The organism is Pantoea rodasii (assembly GCF_002095465.1).
GTDB classification, from domain to species: domain Bacteria; phylum Pseudomonadota; class Gammaproteobacteria; order Enterobacterales; family Enterobacteriaceae; genus Pantoea; species Pantoea rodasii.
Genome location: NZ_MLFP01000002.1, coordinates 325667 through 340927, shown reverse-complemented (window position 1 = coordinate 340927; position 15261 = coordinate 325667). Strand labels below are relative to the sequence as shown.

Annotated in this window: 13 protein-coding genes and 1 pseudogene; all 14 read right to left on the bottom strand. The window is 54.0% G+C overall.

Annotated features, from left to right (window positions below; all coding sequences use genetic code 11):
* Window positions 1-9: 9 nt before the first annotated feature.
* The 14 genes and pseudogenes from tolQ to sdhC all read right to left on the bottom strand — a co-directional run bounded on the left by tolQ (window position 10) and on the right by sdhC (window position 14743).
* The gene (gene tolQ / locus HA45_RS04015; protein ID WP_100702419.1) at window positions 10-696 is read right to left on the bottom strand and encodes a Tol-Pal system protein TolQ; all 687 of its coding nucleotides are present in this window, start codon (window positions 694-696) and stop codon (window positions 10-12) included.
* On the bottom strand, window positions 693-1115 hold the full coding sequence (ybgC, locus tag HA45_RS04010; RefSeq protein ID WP_202404442.1) for a tol-pal system-associated acyl-CoA thioesterase: 423 nt from the start codon (window positions 1113-1115) through the stop codon (window positions 693-695). Before ybgC ends, tolQ begins: the two co-directional genes overlap by 4 nt.
* Window positions 1116-1293: 178 nt before the next feature.
* A complete protein-coding gene (gene ybgE / locus HA45_RS04005; RefSeq protein WP_100702418.1) occupies window positions 1294-1587 on the bottom strand; it encodes a cyd operon protein YbgE in 294 nt (97 codons plus the stop codon).
* Window positions 1587-1700 carry a cytochrome bd-I oxidase subunit CydX gene (gene cydX / locus HA45_RS04000; RefSeq protein ID WP_058962355.1) on the bottom strand — a complete coding sequence of 38 codons (114 nt, stop codon included), beginning with the start codon at window positions 1698-1700 and terminating at the stop codon, window positions 1587-1589. The genes ybgE and cydX overlap by 1 nt, the downstream gene beginning before the upstream one ends.
* Before the next feature lie 15 nt (window positions 1701-1715).
* The gene (gene cydB, locus HA45_RS03995; protein WP_100702417.1) at window positions 1716-2855 is read right to left on the bottom strand and encodes a cytochrome d ubiquinol oxidase subunit II; all 1140 of its coding nucleotides are present in this window, start codon (window positions 2853-2855) and stop codon (window positions 1716-1718) included.
* 11 nt (window positions 2856-2866) lie between these two features.
* Window positions 2867-4438: a cytochrome ubiquinol oxidase subunit I gene (gene cydA, locus HA45_RS03990; RefSeq protein ID WP_100702416.1), complete on the bottom strand. Its 1572-nt coding sequence runs from the start codon at window positions 4436-4438 to the stop codon at window positions 2867-2869.
* Window positions 4439-5118: 680 nt separating this feature from the next.
* A complete protein-coding gene (gene sucD / locus HA45_RS03985; protein ID WP_100702415.1) occupies window positions 5119-5994 on the bottom strand; it encodes a succinate--CoA ligase subunit alpha in 876 nt (291 codons plus the stop codon).
* Window positions 5994-7160 (bottom strand): ADP-forming succinate--CoA ligase subunit beta, encoded by a 1167-nt coding sequence (gene sucC, locus HA45_RS03980; RefSeq protein ID WP_100702414.1) that lies wholly within the window; start codon window positions 7158-7160, stop codon window positions 5994-5996. Before sucC ends, sucD begins: the two co-directional genes overlap by 1 nt.
* Before the next feature lie 61 nt (window positions 7161-7221).
* Window positions 7222-8441, bottom strand: a pseudogene (gene odhB, locus HA45_RS03975) (2-oxoglutarate dehydrogenase complex dihydrolipoyllysine-residue succinyltransferase).
* A 15-nt stretch (window positions 8442-8456) separates the two neighbouring features.
* Window positions 8457-11264, bottom strand: coding sequence for a 2-oxoglutarate dehydrogenase E1 component (gene sucA, locus HA45_RS03965; RefSeq protein WP_100702412.1), 2808 nt, complete (start codon window positions 11262-11264; stop codon window positions 8457-8459).
* 208 nt (window positions 11265-11472) lie between these two features.
* On the bottom strand, window positions 11473-12189 hold the full coding sequence (locus tag HA45_RS03960) for a succinate dehydrogenase iron-sulfur subunit (protein ID WP_100702411.1): 717 nt from the start codon (window positions 12187-12189) through the stop codon (window positions 11473-11475).
* Between the two features lie 14 nt (window positions 12190-12203).
* Window positions 12204-13970 carry a succinate dehydrogenase flavoprotein subunit gene (gene sdhA / locus HA45_RS03955; RefSeq protein ID WP_100702410.1) on the bottom strand — a complete coding sequence of 589 codons (1767 nt, stop codon included), beginning with the start codon at window positions 13968-13970 and terminating at the stop codon, window positions 12204-12206.
* On the bottom strand, window positions 13971-14318 hold the full coding sequence (sdhD, locus tag HA45_RS03950) for a succinate dehydrogenase membrane anchor subunit (RefSeq protein WP_034829147.1): 348 nt from the start codon (window positions 14316-14318) through the stop codon (window positions 13971-13973).
* Window positions 14312-14743 carry a succinate dehydrogenase cytochrome b556 subunit gene (gene sdhC / locus HA45_RS03945; RefSeq protein ID WP_176505733.1) on the bottom strand — a complete coding sequence of 144 codons (432 nt, stop codon included), beginning with the start codon at window positions 14741-14743 and terminating at the stop codon, window positions 14312-14314. Before sdhC ends, sdhD begins: the two co-directional genes overlap by 7 nt.
* Between the last annotated feature and the right edge of the window lie 518 nt (window positions 14744-15261).

The window sequence follows — 15261 nt, the reverse complement described above, 5'->3', positions numbered from 1 at the left end:
AACCTCGACTTACTTCGTGTTGTCGGTGGAGAAAGCCTGACGATGCAGGATAGCCGTGAACTCTTCCATAAAGTTGTCGTAGCCCTGCTCCAGCTTGTTGACGCGCTGGTTCAGACGGTTGTACGCCATAACGGCAGGAATGGCCGCGAACAAGCCGATGGCAGTGGCGATCAGCGCTTCGGCAATACCGGGCGCTACCATCTGCAATGTGGCCTGTTTTACCGCACCCAAGGCGATAAAGGCATGCATGATCCCCCACACCGTACCGAACAGACCGATATACGGGCTGATGGAACCGACGGTGCCAAGGAAAGGAATGTGATTTTCCAGCGCTTCCAGCTCTCGATTCATCGAGATACGCATAGCGCGGCTGGCGCCTTCCAGTACGGCCTCCGGTGCGTGATTATTCGCACGATGCAGGCGAGCAAACTCCTTGAAACCTGAGTAGAAAATCTGCTCAGAACCGCCCAGTTCATCCCGGCGTCCCTGGCTTTCCTGATACAGGCGCGATAACTCGATACCTGACCAGAACTTATCTTCAAATGCTTCGGCTTCGCGACTCGCCGCATTCAAAATGCGCGTGCGCTGAATAATGATCGCCCATGAGGCAATAGAAAAGCCGATCAAAATCAACATGATAAGTTTGACCAGAAGGCTCGCCTTCAGGAACAAATCAAGAACATTCATGTCAGTCACTGCTTGAACTCCGCGACAATAGACTTGGGAAGCGCAATCGGCTTCATTAGATGTGGGTTGATGCAGGCAATCAGGACTTCGGCTTCATTCAGCACTTTGCCCTCTGCATTCACGATACGCTGCGAAAAGGTCATGGTTGCGCGAGTCATGGCGGTCACTTCACTCTGGATATCCAGAAGATCGTCAAGACGGGCTGCGGCAACAAAGTCTATCGTCATGCGTCGTACCACAAACGCCACCTGCTCTTCTAACAGGGCTTGTTGGTTGAAATGGTGCTGGCGCAACATTTCGGTACGTGCTCGTTCATAGAAAGCAAGGTAGCTGGCGTGGTAAACCACACCACCAGCATCGGTGTCTTCGTAGTAGACCCGAACCGGCCAGCGAAACAGCGTTGTACTCACTCTACATCCCGGTCTCATTTTAAACGTTGCTACTATACGCAAGAGAGATCGGCTTGGGAATGGTCCGCCAGAGCCAGGAGAAAATAATTATCACACGTTAACAACTGGAAGGAATTTCAGGATATTTCTTGACCAGGCACTGACATAAACTCACGCCAGCACCTGAAATAGGCGGTTTCAAACAGCGGTGTGCAACTCAGTGATAGAACCAGTAAATCCCAATAATCAGCACAAGCATCGCGGGCAACGGAGAAAATAACGCCTGCCAACGGGTTTGTAATGGGCGAAACCCCGTGCCATGGATCACGCCGGCACACACCGCCCAAATCATCAACAGGCCATGCCAAATCGCTAAATCACTGGTACGTGCAGCAAAACGCGATGGCTGCCAAATGACACAGGCTGCCAACCACAGTGCCAGGATTAACGAAAGGGCCCGTAACGGGCCCTTGTCCATCAGACGGTAAAGCGTCCGAATCAGTGTGCGCATCAGTGCTGTTTATCCTTTGCGCCACTCTCTTCTGCTTGCTCAATCGCCAGCGCCGTAATCACGCCAAACGCACAGGCCAGCAGGGTGCCAAGAATCCAGGCAAAATACCACATGCTCAATCTCCTTAATCAGTACAGGGAGTGCGTATTGCTCTCAATGTGTTCTTTGGTGATACGGCCAAACATCTTGTAGTAGCACCAGCTGGTGTACACCAGAATCAGCGGAACAAAGATGATGGCGGCGAAGGTCATCACTTTCAGCGTCAGCAGGCTCGAGGTGGCATCCCACATTGTCAGGCTGGTGCCCGGAACGGTGCTGGATGGCATAACGAACGGGAACATCGCGATACCCGCGGTCATGATGACGCAAGCCAGTGTCAGTGAAGAGAAGACAAATGCCCAGGCGCCCTTCTCCATACGCGAACAGAGCACGGTCAGCAATGGCAACACCACGCCGAGAACCGGGAACAGCCACAGAATTGGCGTCTGTTCAAAGTTAACCAACCATGCACCGGCTTCTCGTACCACCTCTTTGCCCAGCGGGTTCGACGCGGCGTGATGATCGATAACGCTTTTCACCACATACCCGTCGATACCGTATTTCACCCACACGCCGGCCAACACGAAGCACACCATCATCACCAGCGCGCTGATTTGTGCCGTGCCGCGAGCACGCAGATGCAGATCGCCATTGGTGCGCATCTGCAAATAGGTTGCACCCTGCGTCAGAATCATCGCCACACTGATGACACCCGCCAGCAAGCCAAACGGATTCAGCAACTGGAAAAAGTTACCGGTGTAGAACAGGCGCAGATACTCATCCGCATGGAAAGGCACGCCCTGCAACAGGTTGCCGAAGGCCACGCCAATCACCAGCGGTGGCACAAAACTGCCGATGAAAATGCCCCAGTCCCAGGTGTTGCGCCAGCGCATATCTTCAATCTTCGAACGGTAGTCAAAGCCCACCGGGCGGAAGAACAGTGAAGCCAGCACCAGAATCATCGCCACGTAGAAACCGGAAAACGCAGCAGCGTAAACCATCGGCCAGGCAGCAAACAGCGCACCACCGGCGGTGATCAGCCACACCTGGTTGCCGTCCCAGTGTGGAGCGATGCTGTTAATCATGATGCGACGTTCGGTATCGGTACGACCAAGGATGCGCGTTAGCATCCCTACGCCCATATCAAAACCGTCGGTCACGGCGAAACCGATCAGCAGCACGCCGATCAGCAACCACCAGACAAAGCGCAATACTTCATAATCAAACATGGTTGCTCTCCTTATCCACGCACTGGCTGAGCAGCCGCTTTCACGGTCTCATGATGGTAGCGGCCGGTCTTCAGGCTGCTGGGTCCCAGACGGGCGAACTTGAACATCAGGTACATTTCCGCCACGAGGAAAATGGTGTAGAGACCGCAAATCAAAATCATCGAGAATAGGAGATCGCCGACGGTCAGTGAGGAGTTCGCCACGGCGGTCGGCAGCACTTCACCAATCGCCCAAGGCTGACGGCCATACTCGGCAACAAACCAACCTGACTCGATTGCAATCCACGGTAACGGAATGCCGTACAACGCCGCCTTGAGCAGCCAGCGGCTCTTACCGATGCGATTACGAATCACGCTCAGGAATGAGAGCGCGATAATGCCCAGCAGCAGCACGCCACACAGCACCATGATGCGGAAGGCGAAATAGAGCGGTGCCACGCGCGGGATCGAATCCTGCGTCGCTTTCTGGATCTGCGCTTCAGTGGCATTGGCCACATCTGGGGTATAGCGCTTCAACAGTAAACCGTAACCGAGGTCCTGCTTGCTGGCCTCGAACTGGCTACGCACCGTTGGATCTTTGCTGCCTGCGCGCAGTTCGTTCAACAACGCATAGGCTTTCATCCCGTTGCGGATACGCACTTCATGTTGTGACAGCAGATCTTTCAGGCCAGTCACCGGCGTGTCCACCGATCGCGTGGCGATCAGACCAAGCAGATACGGGATCTGAATCGCGTACTTGTTCTGCTGCGAGTCCTGATCCGGGATGCCAAACAGCGTGAAGGCGGCTGGCGCGGGTTGGGTCTCCCACTCAGCTTCAATCGCGGCCAGTTTGGTTTTCTGCACGTCACCCATTTCGTAACCGGATTCATCACCGAGGATGATGACAGAAAGGATCGCTGCCATGCCAAAGCTGGCGGCAATACCAAAGGAGCGTTTAGCAAAGGCCAAATCGCGACCTTTCAGCAGATACCAGGCACTGATGCCCAGCACAAACATCGCGCCTGCGGTGTAACCTGCCGCCACGGTGTGGACAAACTTCACCTGAGCAACCGGATTGAGCACCAGCTCGGAGAAGCTCACCATCTCCATACGCATGGTTTCGAAATTGAATTCGGATGCAATCGGGTTTTGCATCCAGCCGTTCGCCACCAGAATCCACAGCGCGGACATATTTGAGCCGAGCGCCACCAGCCAGGTGACCGCCAGGTGCTGAACTTTGCCCAGGCGATCCCAGCCGAAGAAGAACAGACCGACAAAGGTGGATTCGAGGAAGAACGCCATCAAGCCTTCGATGGCCAGCGGCGCACCGAAGATATCGCCGACGTAGTGTGAGTAATATGACCAGTTGGTGCCGAATTGAAACTCCATGGTCAGGCCGGTGGCCACACCCAGTGCAAAGTTGATACCAAACAACTTGCCCCAGAACTTGGTCATATCTTTATAAATTTGTTTCCCCGTCAGGACATATACGGTTTCCATGATCGCCAACAAAAACGCCATACCCAGCGTTAATGGTACGAACAGGAAATGGTACATCGCCGTCAGGGCAAACTGTAAACGCGACAGCTCGACAATATCTAACATGATGACTCCTTGCTCCTCGCATGAATTTATTCTGCGGCTGACAACGGTAAACAGCGAACATTGACGTGCAGAATAAGATCCAGGAACGACTGATTATTGATTCCAGTTTTGTTACTAGCAGAATAGAGAAATCTGTAGCCCGAAATGAGTGAGTAACAGTGGTGAAAATTTCCCGAAAAACCGATCGCTTCAGTCTGTTTCGAGCAGGAGCGTGATGTGAGGAGGCGGCAGAATTGCGCTAACAACGCCTGGCACAAACTCCTGAAAAATGTCGGAAAAGACTGAATTGATGCAGCGCAATTTATACCGTTTGTCGTGCATGATGCCAGTAGTAAAGTTTGTTATAACTCACGCTTTATTGATCTGGATTAAGACAATATTTTTTCAGATATGTAGTGTTAGAGTCGTTGTTAATTACTTGTCATAAACGGGTAATGCAATTAAGAAAATAATTACCTTTCCCGCAATTTTTTAACTTAGTGCAGGATGCATAGCGTTAATTTCTCAAGAAAAATCACGCACATTTTCTCATCTTTACCTTACCAACAAAGTAAGCATAGCCGCGGATTCTCAACCCGTAGCCTTTTTTCCCCTGCTTTTTACGTGGCTATGCGTGTCGCCGAACAGTGCGCATAAAAAAGGCCACCCGAAGGTGGCCTCTGTACATCATAAGATGCTGCTTATTTGATTGGCAGAACCGCTTTAACCGCGTCACCAATGTCAGCCAGGCTGCGCACGGTTTTCACACCGGCCGCTTCCAATGCTGCGAATTTCTCGTCAGCGGTGCCTTTACCACCGGCAATGATGGCGCCTGCGTGGCCCATACGTTTGCCTTTCGGTGCAGTCACACCGGCGATGTAGCCCACAACCGGCTTGGTCACGTGCTCTTTGATGAAGGCGGCCGCTTCTTCTTCAGCGCTACCACCGATCTCACCGATCATCACAATAACTTCGGTCTGTGCATCATCCTGGAACATTTGCAGGATATCGATGAAGTTAGAGCCTGGGATCGGGTCACCACCGATGCCGACGCAAGTTGACTGGCCGTAGCCGATGTCAGTGGTCTGCTTAACCGCTTCATAGGTCAGGGTGCCTGAACGAGACACGATACCGACGCGGCCTGGCTGGTGAATGTGACCCGGCATGATGCCGATCTTACATTCGCCTGGGGTGATCACACCTGGGCAGTTCGGGCCGATCATGCGCACGCCGGCTTCATCCAGCTTCACCTTCACGGTCAGCATATCCAGCGTTGGGATGCCTTCGGTGATGGTGATGATCAGTTTGATGCCTGCGTCGATGGCTTCCAGGATACCGTCTTTACAGAACGGGGCTGGAACGTAAATCACGCTCGCGGTCGCGCCAGTGGCTTCTACCGCTTCACGCACCGTGTTGAACACGGGCAGACCGAGATGCGTGGTGCCGCCTTTACCTGGGGTAACGCCGCCAACCAGCTGCGTACCATAGGCCAAAGCCTGCTCAGAGTGGAAAGTCCCCTGGCCGCCGGTGAAACCCTGGCAAATGACTTTGGTGTTTTTGTCGATAAGAATGGACATTATTTACCCTCCGCGGCAGCAACAACACGCTGCGCAGCGTCTGTCAGGCTGGTTGCTGCAATGATATTCAGACCGCTGTCGGCCAATTTCTTCGCGCCCAGCTCGGCGTTGTTACCTTCCAGACGTACCACTACTGGCACGTTCACACCCACTTCTGCTACTGCACCGATGATGCCGTCTGCGATCAGGTCGCAACGTACGATGCCGCCGAAGATGTTAACGAATACCGCTTTAACGGCATCGTCAGACAGGATGATTTTGAAGGCTTCGGTTACGCGCTCTTTGGTTGCGCCGCCGCCGACATCCAGGAAGTTAGCAGGCTGGCCACCGTGATGTTTCACAATGTCCATGGTGCCCATCGCCAGACCGGCGCCGTTTACCATACAGCCGATGTTGCCATCCAGCGCAACGTAGTTCAGTTCCCACTGTGTCGCGTGCGCTTCACGTGGATCTTCCTGACTTGGATCGCGCATTTCACGCAGCTCTGGCTGACGGAACAGTGCGTTGCCGTCTGCGCCCAGTTTGCCATCGAGGCAGATCAGATCGCCCTGCTTGGTGATCACCAGCGGGTTGATCTCAACCATCGCCAGGTCGCGTTCCAGGAACAGGGTCGCCAGACCCATGAAAATTTTGGTGAACTGGCTGACTTGCTTACCGGTCAGGCCCAGTTTAAACGCCAACTCACGACCCTGGTAAGGCTGAGGACCGGCCAGCGGATCCAGTGCCATTTTGTGGATCAGGTGCGGGGTTTCTTCCGCCACTTTCTCAATTTCCACGCCGCCTTCAGTTGAAGCCATGAAGATCACACGACGGGTTGCACGGTCAACTACCGCGCCCAGGTACAGTTCTTGATCGATGTCAGTCGCAGCTTCAACCAGAATCTGGTTAACCGGCTGGCCGTGTGCATCAGTTTGGTAGGTCACCAGACGCTTGCCCAACCAATGCTCAGCAAAGGCACGAATGTCTTCTTTGCTGTTTACGACTTTCACGCCGCCCGCTTTACCGCGGCCACCGGCATGAACCTGACATTTTACTACCCACGGACCTGCGCCAATTTTAGAGGCGGCTTCTTCTGCTTCACGTGGCGTAGCACAGGCGTAACCAGTCGGTGCCGGCATGCCATAGCGAGCAAACAACTGCTTCGCCTGGTATTCATGTAAGTTCATGATGTTCTATCCATTCAGATATGAGTTTGGGCGCACCTTCATGCGGTGCGCCCGGCGAAAATTAGACATCCAGCAGCAGACGAGCCGGATCTTCCAGCATCTCTTTCACCGCGACCAGATAGCCAACGGATTCACGACCATCAACCAGACGGTGATCGTAAGAGAGTGCCAGATACATCATTGGCAAGATCACAACCTGGCCATTCACCGCCATCGGACGCTCTTTGATCGCGTGCATACCCAGGATCGCGCTCTGCGGTGGGTTGATGATCGGTGTAGACATCAGCGAACCAAACACACCACCGTTGGTGATGGTGAAGTTACCGCCGGTCAGCTCTTCTACGGTCAGTTTGCCGTCGCGGCCTTTCACGGCCAGCTCTTTAATTTTCTTCTCGATGTCAGCCATGCTCAGCGCATCAACATCTTTCAGCACTGGGGTCACCAAACCACGCGGGGTAGACACCGCGATGCTGACGTCGAAGTAGTTGTGGTACACCACATCTTCGCCATCGATCGAAGCGTTCACTTCTGGATAGCGTTTCAGCGCTTCAACCACCGCTTTGATGTAGAAGGACATGAAGCCCAGACGCACACCGTGACGTTTCTCAAACGCGTCGCCGTACTGCTTGCGCAGATCCATGATCGGCTTCATGTTGATTTCGTTGAAGGTGGTCAACATCGCGGTGCTGTTTTTCGCTTCCAGCAGACGCTCAGCCACACGCTTACGCAGACGCGTCATCGGCACGCGTTTTTCGCTGCGGTTAGACACAGCAGCCTGCGGTGCAGCAGCGGCAGCGGCCGGAGCGGCTTTCGCGCCGTCGGCTTTCTTCGCGACATGCTTCTCAACATCTTCACGCGTCAGACGACCACCCACACCGGTGCCTTTGATCTGGCTGGCATCGAGGCTGTTTTCCGCGATCAGGCGACGAACCGCTGGGCTCAGCGCATCATTGCTCTCTTCTTCCAGAGACGCGGTTTTACGCTGCTCTGGCGTTGATTCATTGCTTTCGACTTTCGCAGAGGTCTCTTTTCCACCGCTGTTGCCTTCCACCAGGCGTCCTAACAGCTGGCGCGAAAGCACCGTTGCGCCTTCATCTTCCAGAATCGCTTCCAGTACACCGTCTGCTGAAGCAGGTACTTCCAGCACAACTTTGTCCGTTTCAATCTCAACCAGAACTTCGTCGCGACTGACCGCATCGCCGGGTTTTTGTGCCAGGTTGCAACCGTTGCGTCCGCTACGGATTCAGGCAAATCGGGAACCAGAATTTCTACGCTACTCATTTTCTTTCCTTTTAATTAACCAAGGTTCAGCGCGTCGTTAACCAGGTCTTGCTGCTGTTGTTGATGTACGGACATGTAGCCCACGGCTGGTGAAGCAGAAGCCGGACGACCTGCGTAACGCAGTGACGCACCGAAGGGAACCACTTCGCGGAAATGATGCTGACTGCAATACCACGCACCCTGATTCAGTGGCTCTTCCTGACACCACACGAAATCCTGCACATGGGCATAATTTTTCAGCACGTCCTGCACGACTTTGTGCGGGAACGGATAGAGCTGCTCGACACGTACGATGGCGACATCGGTCTGCTCATTCTTGCGACGCTGCTCCAGCAGGTCGTAGTAAACCTTACCGGAACACATCACCACGCGTTTCACTTGCTTCGGATCCAGATCGTCAATCTCACCAATCGCCGGCTGGAAGCTGCCATTAGCCAGATCTTCCAGGCTTGAGATGGCAAGCGGATGACGCAGCAGTGATTTCGGTGACATCACAATCAGTGGACGGCGCATACCGCGCAGTGCCTGACGACGCAGCATGTGGTAAACCTGCGCTGGCGTAGAAGGCACGCACACCTGCATATTCTGTTCAGCACAGAGTTGCAGATAACGTTCCAGACGCGCCGAGGAGTGCTCAGGACCCTGACCTTCATAGCCGTGTGGCAGCAACATCACCAGGCCACACATACGGCCCCATTTCTGCTCGCCAGAGCTGATGAACTGGTCGATAACCACCTGAGCGCCGTTAGCGAAATCGCCGAACTGTGCTTCCCAGATGGTCAGCACGCGCGGCTCTGCGGTGGCATAACCATATTCGAAGGCCAGCACTGCTTCTTCAGACAGCACAGAATCCCAGACTTTAAATTGTCCCTGGCCATTATGGACATGATGCAGTGGCGTATAGGTTGAACCGTTGGTCTGGTTGTGGATCACCGCATGGCGGTGGAAGAAGGTACCACGACCGGTATCTTCACCCGACAGACGCACCGGGATGCCTTCGTCAACCAAGGTTGCATACGCCAGATTTTCTGCGCCGCCCCAGTCGAACGGCTTGTTGCCTTCGGCCATCTCTTTACGGTCGTTGTAGATCTTCGCGACACGTGACTGCACTTCTACCGCTTCTGGGATGCTGCTGATGCGGCGTGCCAGTTCCTGCACACGTTTCAGTTCAACGGTGGCCGGATAGCTCTCATCCCACTCATGATTCAGGTAAGGCGACCAGGTGAAGGAGTGCAGGCTCATCGGACGCCATTCTGGCACCACGCACTCGCCTTCATCCAGCGCATCACGGTAGAGATTAACCAGTTCGGTGGCGTCTTCCTGCGTCGCGACGCCTTCGCTTTCCAGCTGATCGGCGTAGAGTTTGCGCGGCGTCGGGTGCTTTTTGATTTTCTGGTACATCAGCGGCTGGGTTGCGCTTGGCTCATCGGCTTCGTTATGGCCGTGGCGGCGATAGCACACCAGATCGATGAACACATCACGTTTAAAGGTGTTGCGATAATCCAGCGCCAGACGGGTGACGAAAGCCACGGCTTCCGGATCATCCGCATTGACGTGGAAGATCGGGGCCAGCACCATCTTGCCGATGTCGGTGCAATAAGGGGTGGAACGCGCATCTTTCGGGTTGGAGGTGGTGAAACCAACCTGGTTGTTGATCACGATGCGAACGGTACCGCCCACTTCGTAGCCACGTGCCTGTGACATGTTCAGGGTTTCCTGAACCACGCCCTGACCGATGACTGCGGCATCACCATGAATGGTAATCGGCAGAACTTTGTTGCTGCTTGGCTCTGCCAGACGATCCAGACGCGCACGCACTGAACCCATAACTACCGGGCTCACGATTTCGAGGTGCGACGGGTTGAACGCCAGCGCGAGGTGCACCAGGCCGCCTTCGGTTTCGACGTCTGACGAGAAGCCCATGTGGTACTTCACGTCACCGGTGCCGAGGTGTTCTTTATGCTTGCCGGAGAATTCGTCGAACAGGTCTTGAGGCTTTTTACCCAGCACGTTGATCAGGACGTTGAGACGGCCACGGTGCGCCATTCCCAATACCACTTCACGCGTGCCGCTTTTGCCCGCGTGACGAATCATCTCACGCAGCATTGGCACCAGCGCATCACCGCCTTCCAGCGAGAAGCGTTTGGCACCCGGGAATTTCGCGCCGAGGTATTTTTCCAGACCTTCCGCTGCGGTCAGCTCTTTCAGGAAACCTTTTTTCTCGTCGCTGCTGAAATTCGCATGGCCGACCACTGATTCCAGACGCTGCTGAATCCAGCGCTTTTCATCGGTGTTGTTGATGTGCATGTACTCTGCACCAATCGAGCCACAGTAGGTCTGCTGCAGCGCCGCGAACAGATCAGCCAGCTTCATGGTCTCTTTGCCAATCGCAAATGAACCTACGTTAAAGCTTTCCTGAAAATCGGCGTCGGTGAGGTCGTGATAAGCCGGCTCAAGATCCGCAACCCTATCCTGTTTCCACAGGCCGAGAGGATCGAGGTTAGCGTGCTGATGGCCGCGGAAGCGGAACGCATTGATCAGCTGCAGCACTTTAACCTGTTTGGAATTGGTGGCCGGATCGGTGACTGAGGATGTGTAACGGGTCGCATCTTTTGCCAGGCGGCGGAAGTAATCACGCGTAGTCGAGTGAAACTGCTCAGGTTTCACGCCGGTGCCAGGCAGCTGTTGGAACAGCTCACGCCACATTTCATCAACAGAGTCAGGATCGGTCAGGAAATCCTCATAGAGTTGCTCTATGTAGGATTGGTTCGCGCCGGCCAGCCAGGAGGAGTCCAGCCAGGGTTTCATCGCGCTGTTCTGCATTGTGATCCCTTAAGCATTAATCTGCTTTTTATGAGGTTTCATTTGTTGCCGCTTTCGCGGCTTGCCGTAGTGAGTTCAGCGATACGAACCTGTGCGCAACCGCCGCGTGGCCCGTAAGGGAACCTTTATAAGCGTGGTCATCACCGCGCTTATAAAGGCTTCCGTAAACTGCCGGGAACCTAAGTTCCCGGACAGTGACTTCAGTGTATTACGCCCCGCGTTGCAGCAGCATCGACTTAATATGGCCGATGGCGCGCGTCGGGTTTAGTCCTTTTGGGCACACGCTCACACAGTTCATGATGCTGTGACAGCGGAATACGCTGAAAGCATCGTTCAGATTGTCGAGACGCGCATCGGTTTCGGTGTCGCGGCTGTCGATCAGGAAACGGTATGCAGCTAACAAGCCTGCCGGACCGATAAACTTGTCCGGGTTCCACCAGAACGATGGGCAAGAGGTTGAACAGCATGCACAGAGAATACACTCGTACAAACCATCCAGATGCTCACGTTCTTCAGGCTTCTGCAAATGCTCACGCGCTGGTGGATTTTCCCCATTATTCAACAGGAAAGGCTTAATCTTCTCATACTGCGCATAGAATTGTCCCATATCAACAACCAGGTCGCGGATCACCGGCAAACCAGGCAGTGGACGGATAACAATTTTCTTCGTGCCATTACCCAGCGCGGAGATTGGGGTGATGCAGGCCAGTCCGTTTTTACCGTTCATGTTGAGGCCGTCAGAACCGCACACACCTTCACGGCATGAGCGACGGAAGGCCAGCGTAGGGTCCTTCTCTTTCAAACGGATCAGCGCGTCCAGCAGCATCATGTCGCGACCATCTTCGGATTCCAGGGTGTACTCCTGCATCCGCGGCTTGTCATCGACTTCCGGGTTGTAACGATAGATAGAAAATTCGAGTCTCATGATGATCTCCGCAATTAGTAGGTACGCGCTTTCGGCGGGAAGGCCGCACGCAGTTTCGGTTGCATGTTCACCTCACGGCGCGTCATGCTTTCCGTTTGCGGAACATAGAGGCTGTGACACAGCCAGTTAGCATCATCACGTTCCGGGTAGTCGAAGCGGCTGTGTGCGCCACGGCTTTCGGTACGGAAGTTTGCGGCAACCGCCGTGGCGTACGCTGTTTCCATCAGGTTATCCAGCTCAAGGCATTCGATACGCTGAGTGTTGAAATCTGGCGAACGGTCATCAAGACGCGCTGACTTCAGGCGCTCACGAATCACTTTCAACTCTTCCAGACCCTCACGCATCGCATCACCTTCACGGAACACCGAGAAGTTGTTCTGCATGCAGCGTTGCAACGCTTTGCGGATTTCAACAGGGTCTTCACCCGTGGTGTTGTTTTCCCAACGGTTGAAACGCGCCATGGCTTCATCGATGTTTTCCTGCGTGGCTTCACGCAGTTCACCCTGCTCTTCCAGACACTCCAGCAGGTGCACACCGGCCGCACGGCCAAATACCACCAGATCCAGCAGTGAGTTACCGCCGAGACGGTTAGCGCCATGTACCGACACGCAGGCGATTTCACCGACCGCGAACAGGCCCGGAATCACTTCGTCTTCGCCCTGCTCATTCACGCGCAGCGCCTGACCGGTCACTTTGGTCGGCACGCCGCCCATCATGTAGTGGCAGGTTGGGATAACCGGGATCGGTTCTTTAATCGGATCGACGTGAGCAAAGGTACGCGACAGTTCAAGAATACCCGGCAAACGGGATTCCAGCACTTCAGCGCCTAAGTGGTCGAGTTTCAGCTTGAGGTGCGGGCCCCATGGACCATCACAACCGCGACCTTCACGGATTTCCACCATCATCGAACGCGCCACCACGTCACGACCGGCCAAATCTTTGGCATTCGGCGCATAACGCTCCATGAAGCGTTCACCGTGTTTGTTCAACAGGTAGCCACCCTCGCCACGACAACCTTCGGTCACCAGCACGCCAGCACCGGCAATGCCGGTTGGGTGGAACTGCCACATTTCCATATCTTGTACCGGTACACCGGCACGCAGCGCCATGCCAACGCCGTCACCGGTGTTGATATGCGCGTTAGTGGTGGACTGGTAAATACGGCCCGCACCACCGGTCGCCAGAATGGTCGCTTTGGCTTTGAAGTAGACGGTTTCACCGGTTTCCATGCAGATAGCGGTACAGCCGACAATCGCGCCGTCTTCGTTTTTCACCAGATCCAGCGCATACCATTCTGAGAAGATGGTGGTTTTGTTTTTCAGGTTCTGCTGATACAGGGTATGCAGCAAGGCGTGGCCAGTTCGGTCAGCGGCCGCAGCGGTACGCGCTGCCTGCTCACCACCAAAGTTCTTCGACTGACCACCAAACGGACGCTGATACACGCGGCCATCATCAAGACGAGAGAAAGGCAGACCCATGTGCTCCAGTTCCAGAATCGCTTCTGGACCGACGTGACACATATATTCGATCGCGTCCTGGTCACCGATATAGTCGGAACCTTTAACGGTGTCGTACATATGCCATTCCCAGTTGTCTTCGTGGGTGTTACCCAGCGCAACGGTAATACCGCCCTGCGCAGACACGGTATGAGAACGGGTTGGGAAGACTTTCGATAACAGGGCACAGGTCTGGCCCGATTGTGAAATTTGCAGAGCCGCGCGCATTCCCGCGCCACCCGCGCCGATCACCACGGCATCAAATTCTCTGACTGGCAAACTCATTTACACACCCCACACAACAACGATTCCATAAATGGCATACGACAACAGCGCGACCACAATCACAAACTGCAGCAGCAAGCGGGTTGCTACCGGTTTAACGTAGTCGGTCAGGACCTGCCACATGCCAATCCAGCCGTGGATCAGAATCGAGAACAGCGTCAGTATCGTAAACACTTTTGTGAAGGCAGAGGCGAAGAAGCCGTGCCAGGCGTCATAGGTCAGAGTGCCGGTCATCACCACAAAACCAAGCAGGTAGATGATGTAGAGCGTCATTAAGATTGCAGCAGCACGCAGTAACAGCCAGTCATGAATACCGTTGCGTCCTAATGCAGAAGCATTGCTTACCATACGAGGACTCCAGCCAAAATTGAGAGCACGACAGTGATACCAAAAGCCGCTTGCGCGGAACGGGTTCCCACCTGCAGGGTTTCTTCCATAAAGCCAAAATCAGCCAACATATGACGAATACCGCCCACGACGTGATACGCCAGCGCAGTCAGGATGCCCCACATGATGAATTTGGCGAAGAAGCTGTCCATGATGGAAGCCGCTTGCTGGAAGCCTTCAGGAGAAGAGAGAGAGAGACCCAGTAACCAGAGCAGTATTCCGAGAGCGACAAAGGTGATCACGCCGGAGACGCGGTGGAGAATGGACGATATTGCAGTAACGGGAAACCGGATCGTCGAGAGATCCAAGTTAACAGGTCTTTGTTTTTTCACGGTTTTGCCCACACAGCTCTTTTTTATTTTGCTTCCTCCGGACCTGAGTCGCATCAGAGCACAGCGCGTGTTCAGACTGCAACCGCCACCAAAAAAGCAACATCCAGTGTTAAATGAAGCGAAAAAACGCTGGGTGGCTCCTGGTGTCAGGGTATTCCGGAGACCTGGCGGCAGTATAGGAGGATCACATTCTGATTACAATTCCCCTACAATCTCTTTGGTCACATTTAGGCTGAACAGTGATCCGACTCACGAATTTCACAATTCATACATTTTTAATTATCTGATTTGACAATAGATCAACATTTCAGTTACAAACAATCGCATTAAAGCCCTATGATGCACAAAAGTTATGGGGATACACTTTCCCCTAAGCTCAAGTTATGTAACATTGCCATTACGAGCAACACAAAGCATCAGGTTATTGGTTACCAAGAAGTTATGTCGTGACAGGATCTTTAACATCCGCGCTGTTCAGCATGTCATGCCCGAACGCCACCGACTGGCCCTAACGCATCTTTCGCTCTGTAACCCTGCACGACAAACGTTACCGCAGAGTGATACTGTGAAGA

Bases quoted from the DNA above. Each gene is read 5' to 3' on its own strand.
- sdhD (WP_034829147.1), bottom strand. From the start codon at position 14,318: ATGGTAAGCAATGCTTCTGCATTAGGACGCAACGGTATTCATGACTGG.
- sucA (WP_100702412.1), bottom strand. From the start codon at position 11,264: ATGCAGAACAGCGCGATGAAACCCTGGCTGGACTCCTCCTGGCTGGCC.
- cydA (WP_100702416.1), bottom strand. From the start codon at position 4,438: ATGTTAGATATTGTCGAGCTGTCGCGTTTACAGTTTGCCCTGACGGCG.
- cydB (WP_100702417.1), bottom strand. From the start codon at position 2,855: ATGTTTGATTATGAAGTATTGCGCTTTGTCTGGTGGTTGCTGATCGGC.
- sdhC (WP_176505733.1), bottom strand. From the start codon at position 14,743: ATGCGACTCAGGTCCGGAGGAAGCAAAATAAAAAAGAGCTGTGTGGGC.
- sucC (WP_100702414.1), bottom strand. From the start codon at position 7,160: ATGAACTTACATGAATACCAGGCGAAGCAGTTGTTTGCTCGCTATGGC.
- cydX (WP_058962355.1), bottom strand. From the start codon at position 1,700: ATGTGGTATTTTGCCTGGATTCTTGGCACCCTGCTGGCCTGTGCGTTT.
- ybgC (WP_202404442.1), bottom strand. From the start codon at position 1,115: ATGAGACCGGGATGTAGAGTGAGTACAACGCTGTTTCGCTGGCCGGTT.
- HA45_RS03960 (WP_100702411.1), bottom strand. From the start codon at position 12,189: ATGAGACTCGAATTTTCTATCTATCGTTACAACCCGGAAGTCGATGAC.
- sucD (WP_100702415.1), bottom strand. From the start codon at position 5,994: ATGTCCATTCTTATCGACAAAAACACCAAAGTCATTTGCCAGGGTTTC.
- sdhA (WP_100702410.1), bottom strand. From the start codon at position 13,970: ATGAGTTTGCCAGTCAGAGAATTTGATGCCGTGGTGATCGGCGCGGGT.
- ybgE (WP_100702418.1), bottom strand. From the start codon at position 1,587: ATGCGCACACTGATTCGGACGCTTTACCGTCTGATGGACAAGGGCCCG.